A 14,880-nucleotide genomic window follows, 5' to 3' on the forward strand; every position below is an offset into this window, starting at 1 on the left:
GAGCAGCTTGCTATCGGCGGCAAGGTCGACAACCACGAAGTCAGCGCGATCCGGTGAATGGGTGGGTGGCGCAAACTGATTAAGCGTGCTGATGTATTTTGCAGCGTCCATGCTCGTCAAACTCACAATCGGAGAGGGCGGATGCCCCGTTCTCGGCAGCTTCGGTCAGGAGCCCCTTGCGAGAAGGCGCTTCCATCGTTGCTAACTTGGCTGGGGCGGTGGAATTGGGAGAGCCGGATTCAAGGGTCTGCGGTATTTCCGGCAATTGAGCCGCCTGAGCCGTTCCAGTACCCGGCGATCCCCCCGAGTTCATCTTGATCATCGGCCCGGAAATCGTAACGCCACTGGGATCAACCTTGATAAAGCTGCCGCCCGCCGAAAGGGTCACTTCCGATCCGGCTTCGAGGACGATCTTCATACCCGCTTTGTGGTGGATCTCGGTGCCCGCTTCCACCAGTTGGGCTTTTCCCTGTTTGCTGTGATGGGTGCCGCCGACCGTCAGGCTCATGTCCTTTCCGATTTTCTCCCGCTTCTCCCCATCGATGGTGCTGTGGTCGTTGGCCTTGATGTGGGCGTAACGGTCATTGTCGACGGTGAGGTGGCTGTCGTGGTGGACCACCTCGGTGCGGTCGTTCCCGGTCAGCAGGTCCAGGTCCTTCTGGGCGTGGACGTAGATCTGTTCCTTGTCGGCCTCGTCCTCGAAGCGCAGTTCGTTGGAGCCCTCGCCCTTGTGGGTCTGGGTTTTCAGGGTCGTTCTGGTCTTGTGTTCCGGCAGCGCGTAGGGCGGCGTGTTGGTGGCGTGATAGGTGCGCCCGGTGATGATCGGCTGGTCCGGATCGCCGTCCAGGAAGGAGACGATGACCTCGTGGCCGATGCGCGGCAGGGCCATGAAGCCGTAGCTGCCCCCGGCCCAGCCCTGGCTGACCCGCAGCCAGGCGCTGCTGTGCTCGTCGTTCTGGCTGTAACGGTCCCAGGGGAACCGGACCTTGACGCGGCCGTGCTCGTCGCAGTGGATCTCCTCGCCCTGGGGGCCGGTGACGATGGCGATCTGGGGCCCGTCCATGATCGGTCTGGCGGGCGGCTCCGGCCGCCAGGCGGTGTCGCCCGGGACACTCTTGAAGGTGTTGCTGTAGGTGGTGGGCTCGGAGCCGCCTTCCTCTTCCAGCGCCTGGGGCTGCTTGCCGGTGTGTTTGACCGTCGTGATCAGCCAGTCCCGGTTGAGGCTGTCGGTGCTGTGGCCGGACAGGGTGACCTTAGCCCCGGCGCTGAAGTCCGGGCGGTTGCTCTCGCCACTTCCGAGGCTGGCGTCCTTGCGCAGGCTGTCCAGTCGGGCTTCGGTGTAGGGCTGGCCCGAGGCATCGCCCTTGAACCGGCCCGGGTAGTCGTAGTGTTCGTAGTCGCTGCGCTGGCTGTCCAGGTCCGCGGCGTTGGCCTCGTGCATCAGGGCATAGGCGGGGTTCTTGAAGGTGTAGTCCTTCATCGTCACACCGGCGACGGAGACGGTCTCGGTGTAGCTGAATTTAAAGACGCAGGGGGTCTTGTGGGAACCGCCCGCAGTGGCGTTGTAGCCCACCTCCGGAAGCTGGGGGGCGTCCCGGTGGTGGTCCGCAATGACAATGGGCTGACCCGCCGTCGCCTGGTCGAACCGGTAATGCCAGCCTTCCTCGGCGGCGATCCGGGATAAAAACGCCAGATCCGTCTCCCGGTGCTGGACGCAGTATTCCCGTTCTTGCGGAGTCCGCTTCAGATCAAAGGTCTTGTCCACCAGCCCCCGTTCGTCCAGCAGGGTGCCGAGAATCACATCCGGCGTCTGCTGCTGGAAGATGCGGCTGTTGTGCATCAGCCCCAGGCGCCACAGGGCGGGTCGGACTTCCACTTCGTAGCGGGTGCGACGGTGGCCGCTGTCGCCCCGGCTGAAGGCGGTGACGATCCCCTGGACGTTGCGCAGGGCCTGGCCGTCCTGCCAGACCACCAGTTCCACGCCCTGATCCAAGACATCACTGGCGGCAATGTCCGCAAAGGCGCTGGCCAGCTTCAGGGTCAGGGTAAAGGGCCGGGACAGGTGCTCTTCGAGTTCAAACTCGACCACCGCAAAGGTGTCGTCCGGCAGGGTGCCGAGGCGGGCCGTGAACTGCAGGCCGGTAGGTAGGGGCATGGTCTCATCCTTGAAACTGGAAAACCGCTGGAGAAGCCGCAAGCCCGAGACACTCAGGTAGACGCTTCTCCAGCGATTCTCGATATCCGTCGATCCATCACAACGGGGCATCCGGCCCCGACTGCACCGAGTCTAACCGATCCGGCCAAGCGGGTGTGTAAGCGATCGTTGCCGGAATCCGTCAGTGACATCGGACAACCCGGACCGCGACAGCGGCCCGGGTGTCGACGATCGGGGCTTACGCCTCGACCGGGGAACGCCAGTCGTCAGAGCCGGAGGTGCCGGCAATGCCGTGTTCCCAGGTGACCTTGCGGTAGGCCAGGGAGACTTCGACCAGCTGGGTGAACTCGGTCTTGGTCGCGTCCTGGCAGTGAGGCATGGTGCAGTCGATGTTGATGATGGTGGCGTCTTCGAGGATGGTGGAGAAGAAATGCTCCTGTTTACCTTCCACGGAGGTGCGGTACCACTTCAGCTCGACCTTGGGCAGCATCTCGCCGGAGGCCAGGGCGTTGTACATCAGCGGGGTGGCCTTGTTCAGGGCGGCGGTGAACTTGAACGGCTTGTGCACGCGCTGGCCGGAGGGCTGACCGGACTGCGGGTCGGTCGGGACGGTGACGGTGTGGTCGAACTGCTGGACCAGCACTTCGTCTTCGTGGCCTTCGACGTAGATGTTACCGACGGAATCGGCGGTGAAGGCGCCGGCGGTGATGTTGCCCTGGGTCTGGCCTTCGATGCTGATATAACATGGGGTTGGCATGGTCTGCTCCTTGACGGAAAAACAATTGAAAACGGTGAGTCCATTCAAAAGGACCTCCCCCTCAAAACAAATCCCGTGCCAGGAATTAAAACATTCGGGAAAACAGAGAACTAGCCAGAAACCAACAAACCTCACGCCTCTGATCGAGCGAGCTTTTACTCAAATCGAGCAAAAACTCGCTCGATCAGGCAATGAATCACCCGGATATCGATGAATCCGGAGCGATTCCGATGCGGAGAGACGGCAAGGAGGCCTCTATCGTGCGCCGGGAAGGTCGGCCAACACTCCACGGGTTACCCACGCCTCACCCAGACGATCTCAAGCGAGGTCGTCGAGAGCATCACGCAATTCTTGCAGGCCGTGGATAACGGCCGACGGCGCCAGTCCCCAGTCCTCGAACGGCATGGCCGGGTCCCGCTGCACCCAGATCGCGGACAGCCCGGCCGAGCGCGCTCCGATCACGTCCCAGGCATTGGACGACACCAGGCACAACGGCTGGTCATAGGCGCCGGTGGCGCGCCGGGCGTGGGCGTACACCGCCGGGTCGGGCTTGAAACTCTTGATGTCGTCCACCGAGACCAGCCCGGTCAGGTAGTCGCGCAAACCGTTGTGGCCGAGCACTTTTTCAAGCGCCGGGTAGCTGCCGTTGGAAAACGCATAACAGGGATACACCTCACCCAACTCCGCCAGCACGGGCTTGGCGTCCGGGAAGGCCGGCAACGTCAGGTACGCCTGCATCAGCTCGTCTTCCCGCGTCTTCGACAGCGCCAGTCCCTGCAGCGCCATGGCGTGGCGCAGGGCCTCGCGGGTACAGACGCCAAAATCCGCATACAGTCGCATCAGCCCGCGGCGGAACGAAAACTCCAGTTGCTTCTCCCGCCACAGGCGGCTGACCGTGGCGGCCTGCTCACCGCAATCCGCTTTGAGGTGATCGCTCATGCCCTGGGGATCCACCAGGGTGCCGTAGACATCGAACGCCAGATGCATGCTCATGGGAAACTCGCCTTGTTGAAGGCCCGATCCGGTGGGCCGGGGAATGGAACCTTGTCAGTCAGTGTATGCGACGCTGGCCGTCCCTGGACAACCGCCGTACACTGCTATTCATGAATCCGATCGATCAATTCAACCTCGATATCCGCTCGCTCAGTGTCTTTTTGGCGGTGCTGGACGAAGGCAGCGTGTCCGCCGCCGCGGTGTCCCTCGGGGTGAGTCAGTCCGCGGTCAGCCACACGCTGGACCGCCTGCGCCAGGCCCTTGGCGACCCGCTGTTCGTCAAGGCGGGCCGAGGCATTACACCGACCCGTTACGCGCTGGACACCGGTCCCCACGTGCGCCAGCTGGTGCAGGAACTGCGTGGGCTGGCGCTGGGCCCGCCGTTTATTCCCGCCGAAGCCCGCCTGACCGTCACCATCGCCGCCAACGACTACCAGCGCGACCTGTTGCTGCCGGCACTGGCGCGGGTGCTGCAGTCGGAGGCGCCGGGCATCGAACTGCAGGTCATGCCGTCCGGCATTCCCACGCCGGACCGGCTGCGCCGGGAGCTGTGCGACCTGATGATCACCCCGCATCCGCCGCCCGCCAGCGACATCATCCAGCGCCGCCTGCTGGACGACCGCATGGTGGTGTTCTATGACCCGGCGCAGCGGGACGCGCCGGCCAACATGGCCGACTACCTGGCCAGCCGGCACATCTCCATCGTCTTTAACACCGGTGAGCGCCTGGGCATGGACGAGGTCCTGGCCAGCCAGGGCGTGGCGCGGGAGGCGGCGGTGACCGTGTCCAACTTCTCGGGATTGCCGGCCTTCCTGCGGGATACCCCGCTGCTGGCATCGGCGCCCGCACGTCTCAAGGATGGCATCCTGCGGGACTTTGCTTTCGCCCCACTGCCCTTCCGTCATCGCACCTTCAGTCTGTACCTGCTCTGGCATCAGCGCCACCACAAGGATCCGGCGCAGCGCTGGGTCCGCAACCAGCTGCTGACGATCGCCAGCCAGCTGCCGGAACACCCGCCGCAGTAACCCATCACTTTTGTTCATATGTCGAATGAACGATCCGGCCGTTATCGGACGCCGGTCTTTCCGTAAGCTGTCTCCTGAAAGCTGACGAATACACTCATTCGTCGTCCATCCCAACCTCCTGGAGTCCTCCGGCTCATGCTGTCGCTGACCAGCCTGTCCACCACCATCCTGCTCGCCGCGGCCGTGGCCCTTGGACCGCTGGCCACGGATATGTACCTGCCGGCCCTGCCGGAGTTGGCGGCGACGCTGCAGGCGGACACCGGCCAGGTCCAGCTGACCCTGAGCCTGTACCTGGCCGGCTTCGCCCTGGCCCAACTGATCTGTGGCCCCCTGGCAGACCGCTTCGGCCGCAAGCCGATCATGGTCGGCGGCCTGCTGCTGTTTGCCCTGGCCAGCGTCGGTTGCGCCCTGTCACAAAGCATCGAGACCCTGACCCTGTGCCGCTTCCTGCAGGCCCTGGGCGGCTCCGCCGGACCGGTGCTGGGCCGGGCCGCCGTACGAGATATCCACAGCCCCCGGGAAGCGGCTCGTATCATGGCGTTGCTGGCGGCGATTATGGCGGTGGCGCCGGCGCTGGCACCGACCCTGGGCGGGTTCCTGCTGGCCGGCCTCGGCTGGCCGTCGATCTTCCTGGCACTGGGAGGCTACGCGGTGGCGCTGAGCCTGATCATCGCCCTGCGCCTGCCCGAGCCTTTACCGCGACATTACCGGCAAACCCTGAAGCCGGCGAACCTGGCGCGAAATTACTGGACCGTCGCCTGCGACCGGTCGTTCCAGGGCTACGCACTGACCAATGCACTGCTGTTCTCGGGCCTGTTCGCCTTCCTGTCCGGCGCATCCTTCGTCCTGATCGACTTCCTGGGCGTGTCGCCGACGGCCTTCGGCGCCTATTTCTCGGTGATGGTGTTCGGCTACATGGCCGGCAGCTTCCTGGCGGCGCGACTGGGCCGGCGCCTCTCGCCCGACCAGATGCTGCGCCTGGGCCTGATGATCGCCGTCTCCGGCGGCACCCTGATGGCCGGGCTCGCTTGGGCGGAGGTGTTCACCCGGGCCGCGGTTATCCTGCCGCAGACGGTGTTCATGATCGGCGTGGGCATGGTGATGCCCCAGACCATGGCGGGCGCCCTGGCGCCGTTTCCGCAGATGGCCGGTTCCGCGTCGGCGCTGTACGGCTTCATCCAGATGGTGGCCGCGGCTGGCACCGGCGTCCTGGTCGGTCATCTGCACAACGGCACCAGCCAGACCATGGCCGGCATCATTGCCGGCTGCGCCCTGGCTGCCGGCGTCGCCTACCTCCTGCGCACCGCCCGCTACCCGGCACCCAGTTTTGACGTCGTGCCCAGTCATGGCTGAGGATAAGGGTTCGGCGTCGACTCGCACCTGACGACGAGCCGTCAGTTCACGCGAACCGCCGGACACCTGATTTCCGAACCTCCAGGGCGAATTCCGGTCTAGACTTCTCTCACGGTTTTCGCCGACGCCTAATCCAAAAGTCGACAGATCCGTTTTGCACCAGGCGTGGTAAAACGATCCATCACTTCATCACGGCCAAACGACAAGGAGCATTTTCATGAGCAAGGTCACACTCGATGGCAACCCGCTGGAGATCGGCGGCCAGTTTCCTGCCAAAGGCGACAAAGTCCCGGATTTCTCGCTTACCACCAGCGGCCTGGAAGACAAGGGGCTGAGCGCCTGGGCCGGCAAGCGCAAGATCCTGAACATCATCCCCAGCGTCGACACCGGCGTCTGCGCGGCCTCCACCCGCAAGTTCAACGAAAAGGCCGGTAGCCTCGACAACACTGTCGTACTGGTGATTTCCGCTGACCTGCCGTTCGCCGCGGGCCGTTTCTGCGGCGCCGAGGGCCTGGAAGACGTGGAAACCCTGTCCACCTTCCGCAACGACGACTTCCGCGAAGACTACGGCGTGGCCATCAACAGCGGCCCGCTGAAAGGCCTGTGCTCCCGCGCGGTCGTCGTGCTGGACGAGAACGACACCGTCCTGCACAGCCAGCTCGTCGGCGAAATCAAGGACGAGCCGGACTACGAGGCGGCCCTCGCCGTTCTCTGATCCATCGTCAATGCGCCGGGGCCTGTGGGCCCCGGTCATCCCGCACTGCCCTTCCTGCCCCCGGCTGGTAAACTGCCCGTTCATTTTGTGTCCGGACCCGCAGGTTTCCCGCTGACGTGAGAGCCCAAATCGATCCCAACCGCCCCCTCGGCCGCCAGCTGCTGGTCATGACGTGGCCCATGCTGTTCGGCGTGCTGTCGCTGATGAGTTTCCAGCTGGTGGACAGCATCTTCATCGGGCAACTGGGTCGGGATCCGCTGGCGGCGCTGGGTTTCACCGTGCCGATGCAGCAGCTGATCATCGGCCTGCAGGTGGGACTGGGCATTGCCACCACGGCGATCATCTCCCGAACGCTGGGCGCCGGCGATGAAACCCGGGCCGAACGACTGGGCGGTCTCGTGGTCTTCATTGGCGGCGGCATGGTCCTGCTGCTGGTGGGACTGCTCTGGTTGTCCCGCTATCCCATCCTAAAGGGATTGGGTGCCGAACCCGGCCTGATGCCGCTGATCTCCAGCTACTGGATTCCCTGGCTGGGTGCCGCCTGGCTGGGCGCGATGGCCTACTTCGGCTACAGCGTGTGCCGTTCCCACGGCGATACCCGACTGCCCGGCTACATGATGGTGGCCACCAGCCTGGTCAACATTGCGCTGGACCCGCTGTACATCTTCGTTTTTGACTGGGGCCTGCCCGGCGCCGCGCTGGCCACCATGACCTCTTTCACCGTGGGCATCCTGGGGGTCTATCCCAAACTGCTGAAACGCGGCTGGCTGCGCTTTGACCTGTCGGCCCTGGCCCTCGGACCCGCTGTGCGTCAGTTGGGTGGCATCATGGCCCCGGCGATGATGAGCCAGTTGATGCCACCCCTTGCCGCCAGCCTCGCCACGGCGCTGGTGGCCGGTTTCGGCACCGCAGCCGTCGCCGCCTGGGGTCTGGGCACCCGGCTCGAGTTTTTCTCCATCGTCGTGGTGCTGGCCCTGACCATGTCCATGCCCCCCATGATTGGCCGCTTCCTCGGCTCCGGCGATATCGACCGGATTCGCAAGCTGGTCCGCATCGCCGTCCGCTTCGTGGTGGTCTGGCAGCTGGCCATTGGCCTGGTGTGGCTGGTGCTGTCCGGCTTCGTGTCGGACCTGTTTACGGCGGACGCATCGGTCACCACCGTCCTCCACAGCTACCTGGTGCGAGTCCCTCTGAGTTACTGCGGGCTGGGGGTGTGCATGCTGATGGTGTCGGTCTGCAACGCACTGGGGCTGTCGATGCGGGCCCTGTTGGTCTCGGTGCTGCGGCTGTTCCTGTGCTACCTGCCCTGCCTCTGGATCGGATCGCAGATCGGCGGCATCGAAGGGCTGCTCAGCGGGGCGCTGGTGGGCAACCTGGCGGCCGGGACGCAGGCTTATCTGTTCTATCGGCAGGGCATGGTGAAGCTGCGCACGGCCGTCGCCGAACCAGCCTGAAACCGGTCACGTCAACTCGAGGTATGAAGGAAGCGAATGGTCATCCTTGCCGGAGGAGGCACAGGGACGTGCCGGTCGCATTAGCCGGCCAGGGACGGCCGTCTAATGCAGCGTAGGCAAGGATGACCATTCGCTTCCCGCCCCCCAAGCCAAATCACTTTGATAAGGCCTAAGGAAACTTCGCCCGAAACGCCTCCGGCATCGGCACGACTTTCTTCTCCCGATAGTTGAAGAAAACAAACCCATACTTGGCCAGGGCCACCGGCTGTCCCGACTCGGCCTTGGTCACCCGGAACACGAAATCCCCGCCGTACCTGTTGAAATCCGTCAGCCCGATCTCGAACCGCAGCACCTCGGGGAAAAACGATTCCGACTGATACATGGTGGCCAGATCCGTCACGATGATCCCGGCACCATCGCGATCCACTTCCTGTACGCCGTACGTCACCAGCAGCTGCGCCCGGGCCTCGGACAACATGGAAATCAGGGCATCGTTGCCCAGGTGGTTCGCACCGTTGATATCGGTGATTCTTACCGGCATTTCCGTCGAGAAAACAAAGACATCATCGGGAAAGGAAAGCTTGACTCGGGCCATAATCCTGCTCGTTCGCGACACGTTGGAGACAAAAAGGAGCGCCAGTTTACGCGTTTACCAACGTGGTCGCATTCGGATTCAAGGCGCGCTATCGTTGAGACTTTCATTCTCCAGTCAACGACCATCACCATGATGCAACCGCGCCCTGCCTCAACGCTGGCACTCCTGCGGGAGTCCGCCGACGGCTTCGAAGTGCTGATGCTGCAACGCAGTCACCAGGCCGCGTTCCTGCCCGGTTACTACGTGTTTCCCGGTGGCGCCGTGGACACCATCGACACCCATCCGGACCTGATACCCTGGCTGACCGGCCACTCAGAAGCGTCCGCCTGCCAGATGCTGGGCATCGACACCGACGGACTGGGCTACCTGGTGGCGGCCATTCGCGAGTGTTTCGAAGAGGCGGGCCTGCTGCTGGCCCAGGATCCCGATGGCGCCACCATCGGCGCGAACCATCCCGCCCTGGACGAAGACCGCCACGCCATCATGCACGGTGACCGGCCCATGGCCGACCTGTGCCGGACCCACAACCTGACCCTGCCTCTGGACCGATTGCACTACATCGATCACTGGGTGACGCCGCCCGGAGCCCCGCGCCGGTTCGATACCCGCTTCTTCCTGGCGGAAGCCCCGGAAGATCAGGCGGCTGCCCACGATGGCCGGGAGACGATCGATCATTGCTGGCTCAACCCGCAGCAGGCCCTGGACGAGCATCGCGAGGGCAAGCGACAGTTCGGCGCCCCGACACTGACCGTCCTGCGCCGGCTGGCCCGTTTTGACCGCCTGGACGACGCCCTGGCGGACGCCCAGCGCAACCGGCCACAGCCGTTTCCCACCGAACTCTGGCCGGCCCGCAAGAACGGCGACCTGGTCACACTCGATCCCGGCGACGCCGCTTATCCCGAGGTGCGTAAGCGCGATCCGGAAGGCTACGGCACGGCAGAGGCGACGATCGAACCCGGACTTTGGGTGCGGCTGGGCGAACAGATCTGGCGTCTGACCGTCCCCAATCCGGGCGTGATGACTGGCCCCGGCACCAATACCTACCTGATCGAGGACGCCGACGGCGCCCTGATCATCGACCCCGGTCCCCACCACGCCGAGCACATCGAACGCCTGCTGACGCGAACCGGGAGCCGGGTGCGGGCCATTCTCGTCACCCACACCCACGGCGATCACAGCCCCGGCGCCCGGGCGCTGAAGAAAGCCACCGGCGCGCCGCTGGTTGGTCTGGCACCGCCGGACGACGGCTTCCAGGATACGTCGTTCGTACCCGACCACACCCCGGCCCACGGCGATGTGATAACACTGGCGGATGCCCGGCTGAAAATCCTGCACACGCCCGGTCACGCCTCCAACCACCTGTGCTTCCTGCACGAAGGCGAGCGTATGCTGTTTTCCGGCGATCACATCATGCAGGGCTCAACGGTCGTCATTAATCCACCGGATGGCGACATGGCGGACTACCTGGATTCCCTGCATCATCTGCTGGAAGAAGAGATCGACTGGATCGCGCCAGGGCACGGCTTCCTGTTGGCTTATCCACAGATCGTGATCGACCTGCTGGTCACCCACCGCCTGAACCGCGAGCGCAAGGTCATCCGGGCGCTGCGCAAGACCGGGCCCGCCCCGCTCGACGATCTGGTGCCGGAAGCTTACGCCGATGCCGCGCCGGCCCTGCATGGCCTGGCCGCCCGCTCGCTGCTGGCGCACCTGCTGAAGCTGGAGAATGACGGCCGGGCAACGCGGGACGGCGAGCACTGGGCCCTCCGCTGATCCCCACACTCAGTTGGACACCCCAACCCGCCGCAACACCCGTCCATGCAGGGCCGCGTCGTCGTGGCTGAACAGGACAAAGCGGACCTGCTGCACATGACCCAGGGACGCGCACAGCGCCAAGAGTGTCTGGAAAGCGACCTCGGCCGCTGCTTCCATGGGGTAACCAAAGGCTCCGGTCGATAGGGCGGGAAAGCCGATGGACTGCAGCTGCTCCTTGTCCGCCAGCTCCACCGCATTGCGGTAACAGTCCGCCAACAGGCTGTCAGACGGCGTATCGCGGCCGTACACCGGCCCCAGACAGTGAATCACCCAGGGGTTGGGCAACCCATACCCAGCCGTCATCACTGCATCCCCCGGCCGGATCGGGGCCAGGGAACGGCAGGCCGCATCCAGCTCCGGCCCGGCCGCCCGATGAATGGCACCGGCGACACCGCCGCCGGGTCGCAATTCCGCATTGGCCGCGTTCACGACCGCGTCGAAATCCGGTTGCTGGGTGATGTCCCCCTGCACACAGCTCACGGTGACGCCATGGCGATTCAGTTCAAACATCCTGCCTCCCCCCTTGTTGGTCCGGGCCGGTGATCGCGTTTCCGCAGACGCCAACAGCTATTAATCGCTGAAAAATCAGGAATATGACCAGATCGTAAGGGTGCCGGAAAGGCGGTCAGCCTGCCTCAGGGCCGCGACGCGCGCATGCGTACAGCCCGACGATCCACCCCGTCAAGTTGCACATTTTTCATACAGAAATCAAAGCCAGCTGCTATTTTTAATCGTAGTCAAGAAGTGTGCTCCTGGTGAAACAGCCCCTCCCAGAAAGGGGCAATCGGCGAGTGACGAGCAGCCATGCAGGCTGGACCTACAACCGCAAGCACAAGGAGAGGGTGAATGATAAGGCAGACTTATTACCTCCGTTTGGCACTGGCCCTGGGGCTGTCGACGCTGTTGGCAGCCTGCGCTAGTTCGGGAAAGATTCCCACCGAAGACAAGACCGCCGCTGAGAACGCCATCCAGCAGGCGGAATCCTCCGACGCCCGCGACTTCGAACCAGTGCTGCTGAACCGGGCCCAGAACAAGGTGGCGGATGCCGAGCAGCTGATCAAAGACGAGAAGTTCAACGAGGCGGGGGATCTGCTGCAGCAGGCCACCGTTGACGCCCAGTTGGCGGCCGCCCGCTCGGAAACCGCGAAGGCCCGTAAGGCCGTCGAGGAAATCAACGCCAACATCGAACAGCTGCGCCAGCGTCTGAACCAGGCGCAGCAGTAACAGCGGATTCCAGGAGGTTATCATCATGACGAAACGGATATTGATGTCGGGTTCCGCGTTGGCGCTGTCCGCCCTGCTCACCGCCTGCGCGAGTACTCCCCAGCAGAACGCCAAGGTGGACGAGGCACGCGCCTCCTATCAAGCGATCGCCGACGATCCCTACGTCGCCCGCGCCGGCTCGACCCAGCTGCGCGAAGCCGAGCTGTCCCTGAAGAAGGCCGAGAACCTGCTTGAGGACGGCGCCGACACCGACCGGGTGGAACAGGCGGCTTACCTGGCCAATCGCCACGCCGAGATCGCCAGCCAGCAGGGCGAACGCGCCCGGTTGCAGGAGGAAATCAAATCGGCGGAAAGCCGCCGCGATCAGTTGACCCTGCAGGCCCAGACCATGAAGACCCAGCAGGCGCAATCCGAAGCGGAACGCCTGAAAGCCGAAATGGCGGCGCTGCAGGCCAAACAGACCGAGCGCGGCATGGTCCTGACCCTGGGCGACGTGCTGTTTGACGTGAACAAGGCGGACCTCAAGCCTGCCGGCGAACGCACGGTGCAAAAACTGGCGGATTTCATGAACGAGTACCCGGAACGACGGGTGCGGGTTGAAGGCTACACCGACAGTACCGGCGCCGCGTCCTACAACCAGACGCTGTCCGAGCGGCGCGCCGAATCCGTGCGCAACGCCCTCATGCTGGCGGGGATCGCCTCATCCCGGGTCGAAGTGAAAGGCTATGGCGAGCAGTATCCCGTAGCGACCAACGACACCTCGGCCGGACGTCAGCAGAACCGTCGGGTCGAGATCGTCATTTCGGATGAAAACGGCGACATCAAGAGTCGCTGACCCGGACGCGCTGGCCGGTCATCCCAAGGCCGGCCAGCCTGTCCCGTTTAAGCCCCCATGATCTGGCGCCTGGCGGCCGATGCCGTCCTCGTCCTGCACCTGCTGTTTATCGCGTTTGCCGTCCTCGGAGGCCTGCTCATCCTGTGGCGGCGCGGGTTCGTCTGGCTGCACGTGCCGGCCCTGGTCTGGGCGACGCTGGTCATGCTCAACGGCTGGCTCTGCCCACTCACCCCCCTGGAAATCGAGTTGCGGCAATGGGCCGGCGAGGCCGGCTACCGCGGCAGCTTCATTGCTCACTACCTGCTACCTTTAATCTATCCACCGGGCCTGACCCGCACGGTCCAGATTGCACTCGGCGTCAGCGTGGCCCTGATCAACCTGACGATTTACGGGTGGCTGATCCGGCGCCGGAAGGCAACAGGATCTTAATGTTGTTGATCCGCGGTCGTAGGCAGAATAGGCGCTTCGCTGTGAGTTAAGTCGTTCAAGGAATACCCGACATGTTGCCGTCTTCTTCGCTGTCCGTGCGTCCCCGCCGAATCCTGCCGACCCTGGGCGCCGTGCTCTTCAGCGCCACCCTCTGGGCCCAGGAACCGGCGCCGGAACAGCCTCATCCCGTGGAACTGTCGGAGGACGAGAGTGTGGAGGACATCGAGGCCAGCCAGGCCACGCCGGCCGCCGAAAGCACGGCCACCGAAACCGCCGGAGTGGAAGGCACGTCGGAATCGGCCGCCACTCCACCGGACGAGGCCGAGGCTACTCCGACCCGGATTGCCCCCAACGTTGACCTGAAACAGGTGGCGCCCACGCCGGAACCGGCCCCCAAATCGCCTCCACCCGAGCAATCGCCGGAAGTAACTGGTAACACGGCAACGCCAGAGCCCACAGAATCCGACGCGGGCGGCGCCACGCCAGCCCCCGATTCCATGGCGGCCAGCGAAGAGACCGCCGCCGCCGAGCCGCAGGAAGCACCACCGGCCGAACCGCTGGTGATCCTCGGCACCGAAGTCCGCCCCGGCACCACCACCCGCCTGGGCTGGACGCCGGACACCACCATGGCGGGTCTCAACCAGCCCACCCCCGTATTGGTGATCAACGGCGCGCGGCCGGGCCCTAACCTGTGCCTGACGGGTGCGGTCCACGGGGACGAATTGAACGGCATCGAGATCATCCGCCGGGTTATGTACGATATCCAGGCGGACGAGCTGAGCGGTCGACTGATCGGCGTGCCCATCGTCAACCTGCAGGGCTTCCAGCGCGGCTCCCGCTATCTGCCGGACCGGCGCGACCTGAATCGAAACTTTCCCGGCGATCCCAACGGCAGCCTGGCGTCCCGCGTGGCCTATTCCCTGTTCAACGACGTGATCCGCCACTGCGACATGCTGGTGGACATCCACACCGGCTCGCTCAAGCGCTCCAACCTGGCCCAGCTGCGGGCGGACATGCACATCAGCTCGGTGGCGACATTCACCGAGGGTTTCGACAAGATGGCCGTGGTCCACAGCCAGGGGACACCGGGCATGCTGCGCACGGCGGCGACCAGCCACGGCATCGTCGCCGTCACCATGGAAGCCGGGGAATCGCTGCGCATCCAGGAAAACCAGATCAAGGCGGGGGTCAACAGCATCAACAGCCTGCTGGAGAAGCAGGGCATGATTTCCCGGCTGTTCGTCTGGGGCAAACCGGAGCCGGTGTACTACAACTCCACCTGGCTGCGCGCCAAACACGGCGGCATTTTGGTAAGCGATGTGGAGCTGGGGGATGAAGTCGTGGCCGGTGAAGTGCTGGGCATCGTCACCGACCCGATCACCAACGCCCAGCACCCCATCCGCGCGGAACAGGACGGCCGGGTCATCGGCATGGCGGTGGATCAGGTGGTCATGGCTGGCTTTGCCACCTACCACATGGGCACCGAAGCCCGCGGCCCAGAAAATACTGCAGGATTGGACGACTAGAACT

General features: G+C 64.3%; 14 protein-coding genes. 9 read left to right on the top strand and 5 right to left on the bottom strand.

Features of this window, described 5'->3' with window-relative positions; all coding sequences use genetic code 11:
* Positions 1 to 79: 79 nt before the first annotated feature.
* The 3 genes from J3364_RS12510 to J3364_RS12520 all read right to left on the bottom strand — a co-directional run bounded on the left by J3364_RS12510 (position 80) and on the right by J3364_RS12520 (position 3,905).
* Positions 80 to 2,155 (bottom strand): type VI secretion system Vgr family protein, encoded by a 2,076-nt coding sequence (locus J3364_RS12510; RefSeq protein WP_349558671.1) that lies wholly within the window; start codon positions 2,153 to 2,155, stop codon positions 80 to 82.
* A gap of 238 nt (positions 2,156 to 2,393) precedes the next feature.
* The gene (locus J3364_RS12515) at positions 2,394 to 2,912 is read right to left on the bottom strand and encodes an Hcp family type VI secretion system effector (protein ID WP_123636782.1); all 519 of its coding nucleotides are present in this window, start codon (positions 2,910 to 2,912) and stop codon (positions 2,394 to 2,396) included.
* A 318-nt stretch (positions 2,913 to 3,230) separates the two neighbouring features.
* Positions 3,231 to 3,905, bottom strand: a complete 675-nt coding sequence (locus J3364_RS12520; RefSeq protein WP_349558672.1) for a haloacid dehalogenase type II — start codon at positions 3,903 to 3,905, stop codon at positions 3,231 to 3,233.
* 110 nt (positions 3,906 to 4,015) lie between these two features.
* On the opposite strand from J3364_RS12520, the gene J3364_RS12525 reads away from it, so the two are divergent.
* The 4 genes from J3364_RS12525 to J3364_RS12540 all read left to right on the top strand — a co-directional run bounded on the left by J3364_RS12525 (position 4,016) and on the right by J3364_RS12540 (position 8,452).
* The gene (locus tag J3364_RS12525; RefSeq protein ID WP_349558800.1) at positions 4,016 to 4,930 is read left to right on the top strand and encodes a LysR family transcriptional regulator; all 915 of its coding nucleotides are present in this window, start codon (positions 4,016 to 4,018) and stop codon (positions 4,928 to 4,930) included.
* A 135-nt stretch (positions 4,931 to 5,065) separates the two neighbouring features.
* Positions 5,066 to 6,283 (top strand): multidrug effflux MFS transporter, encoded by a 1,218-nt coding sequence (locus J3364_RS12530; protein ID WP_349558673.1) that lies wholly within the window; start codon positions 5,066 to 5,068, stop codon positions 6,281 to 6,283.
* Between the two features lie 217 nt (positions 6,284 to 6,500).
* A complete protein-coding gene (gene tpx, locus J3364_RS12535; RefSeq protein WP_349558674.1) occupies positions 6,501 to 6,998 on the top strand; it encodes a thiol peroxidase in 498 nt (165 codons plus the stop codon).
* A gap of 167 nt (positions 6,999 to 7,165) precedes the next feature.
* On the top strand, positions 7,166 to 8,452 hold the full coding sequence (locus J3364_RS12540) for an MATE family efflux transporter (RefSeq protein ID WP_349558801.1): 1,287 nt from the start codon (positions 7,166 to 7,168) through the stop codon (positions 8,450 to 8,452).
* A 169-nt stretch (positions 8,453 to 8,621) separates the two neighbouring features.
* On the opposite strand, the gene J3364_RS12545 is transcribed toward J3364_RS12540, so the two are convergent.
* Complete coding sequence (locus J3364_RS12545; protein WP_349558675.1) at positions 8,622 to 9,047, bottom strand: thioesterase family protein; 426 nt, start codon at positions 9,045 to 9,047, stop codon at positions 8,622 to 8,624.
* Between the two features lie 129 nt (positions 9,048 to 9,176).
* Between J3364_RS12545 and J3364_RS12550 the strand changes: the two genes are divergently transcribed.
* Positions 9,177 to 10,820, top strand: coding sequence for an MBL fold metallo-hydrolase (locus J3364_RS12550; RefSeq protein ID WP_349558676.1), 1,644 nt, complete (start codon positions 9,177 to 9,179; stop codon positions 10,818 to 10,820).
* Between the two features lie 9 nt (positions 10,821 to 10,829).
* Here J3364_RS12550 and J3364_RS12555 read toward each other — a convergent pair whose 3' ends face one another.
* A complete protein-coding gene (locus tag J3364_RS12555; protein ID WP_349558677.1) occupies positions 10,830 to 11,372 on the bottom strand; it encodes a macro domain-containing protein in 543 nt (180 codons plus the stop codon).
* Between the two features lie 336 nt (positions 11,373 to 11,708).
* Between J3364_RS12555 and J3364_RS12560 the strand changes: the two genes are divergently transcribed.
* The 4 genes from J3364_RS12560 (at position 11,709) to J3364_RS12575 (ending at position 14,876) form a co-directional block, all read left to right on the top strand.
* Positions 11,709 to 12,086: a DUF4398 domain-containing protein gene (locus J3364_RS12560; RefSeq protein ID WP_349558678.1), complete on the top strand. Its 378-nt coding sequence runs from the start codon at positions 11,709 to 11,711 to the stop codon at positions 12,084 to 12,086.
* 25 nt (positions 12,087 to 12,111) lie between these two features.
* Positions 12,112 to 12,921 (top strand): OmpA family protein, encoded by an 810-nt coding sequence (locus tag J3364_RS12565; protein ID WP_123633822.1) that lies wholly within the window; start codon positions 12,112 to 12,114, stop codon positions 12,919 to 12,921.
* Between the two features lie 57 nt (positions 12,922 to 12,978).
* Positions 12,979 to 13,350 carry a DUF2784 domain-containing protein gene (locus J3364_RS12570; protein WP_349558680.1) on the top strand — a complete coding sequence of 124 codons (372 nt, stop codon included), beginning with the start codon at positions 12,979 to 12,981 and terminating at the stop codon, positions 13,348 to 13,350.
* Between the two features lie 71 nt (positions 13,351 to 13,421).
* Complete coding sequence (locus J3364_RS12575; RefSeq protein WP_349558681.1) at positions 13,422 to 14,876, top strand: succinylglutamate desuccinylase/aspartoacylase family protein; 1,455 nt, start codon at positions 13,422 to 13,424, stop codon at positions 14,874 to 14,876.
* Positions 14,877 to 14,880 lie beyond the last annotated feature (4 nt).

This window comes from Marinobacter sp. NFXS9 (assembly GCF_040148665.1).
Lineage (GTDB): Bacteria > Pseudomonadota > Gammaproteobacteria > Pseudomonadales > Oleiphilaceae > Marinobacter_A > Marinobacter_A mangrovi.

Excerpts from the sequence above, each read along its gene's own strand:
- J3364_RS12510 (WP_349558671.1), bottom strand. The coding sequence starts at position 2,155 with ATGCCCCTACCTACCGGCCTGCAGTTCACGGCCCGCCTCGGCACCCTG.
- J3364_RS12515 (WP_123636782.1), bottom strand. The coding sequence starts at position 2,912 with ATGCCAACCCCATGTTATATCAGCATCGAAGGCCAGACCCAGGGCAAC.
- J3364_RS12520 (WP_349558672.1), bottom strand. The coding sequence starts at position 3,905 with ATGAGCATGCATCTGGCGTTCGATGTCTACGGCACCCTGGTGGATCCC.
- J3364_RS12525 (WP_349558800.1), top strand. The coding sequence starts at position 4,016 with ATGAATCCGATCGATCAATTCAACCTCGATATCCGCTCGCTCAGTGTC.
- J3364_RS12530 (WP_349558673.1), top strand. The coding sequence starts at position 5,066 with ATGCTGTCGCTGACCAGCCTGTCCACCACCATCCTGCTCGCCGCGGCC.
- tpx (WP_349558674.1), top strand. The coding sequence starts at position 6,501 with ATGAGCAAGGTCACACTCGATGGCAACCCGCTGGAGATCGGCGGCCAG.
- J3364_RS12540 (WP_349558801.1), top strand. The coding sequence starts at position 7,166 with ATGACGTGGCCCATGCTGTTCGGCGTGCTGTCGCTGATGAGTTTCCAG.
- J3364_RS12545 (WP_349558675.1), bottom strand. The coding sequence starts at position 9,047 with ATGGCCCGAGTCAAGCTTTCCTTTCCCGATGATGTCTTTGTTTTCTCG.
- J3364_RS12550 (WP_349558676.1), top strand. The coding sequence starts at position 9,177 with ATGATGCAACCGCGCCCTGCCTCAACGCTGGCACTCCTGCGGGAGTCC.
- J3364_RS12555 (WP_349558677.1), bottom strand. The coding sequence starts at position 11,372 with ATGTTTGAACTGAATCGCCATGGCGTCACCGTGAGCTGTGTGCAGGGG.
- J3364_RS12560 (WP_349558678.1), top strand. The coding sequence starts at position 11,709 with ATGATAAGGCAGACTTATTACCTCCGTTTGGCACTGGCCCTGGGGCTG.
- J3364_RS12565 (WP_123633822.1), top strand. The coding sequence starts at position 12,112 with ATGACGAAACGGATATTGATGTCGGGTTCCGCGTTGGCGCTGTCCGCC.
- J3364_RS12570 (WP_349558680.1), top strand. The coding sequence starts at position 12,979 with ATGATCTGGCGCCTGGCGGCCGATGCCGTCCTCGTCCTGCACCTGCTG.
- J3364_RS12575 (WP_349558681.1), top strand. The coding sequence starts at position 13,422 with ATGTTGCCGTCTTCTTCGCTGTCCGTGCGTCCCCGCCGAATCCTGCCG.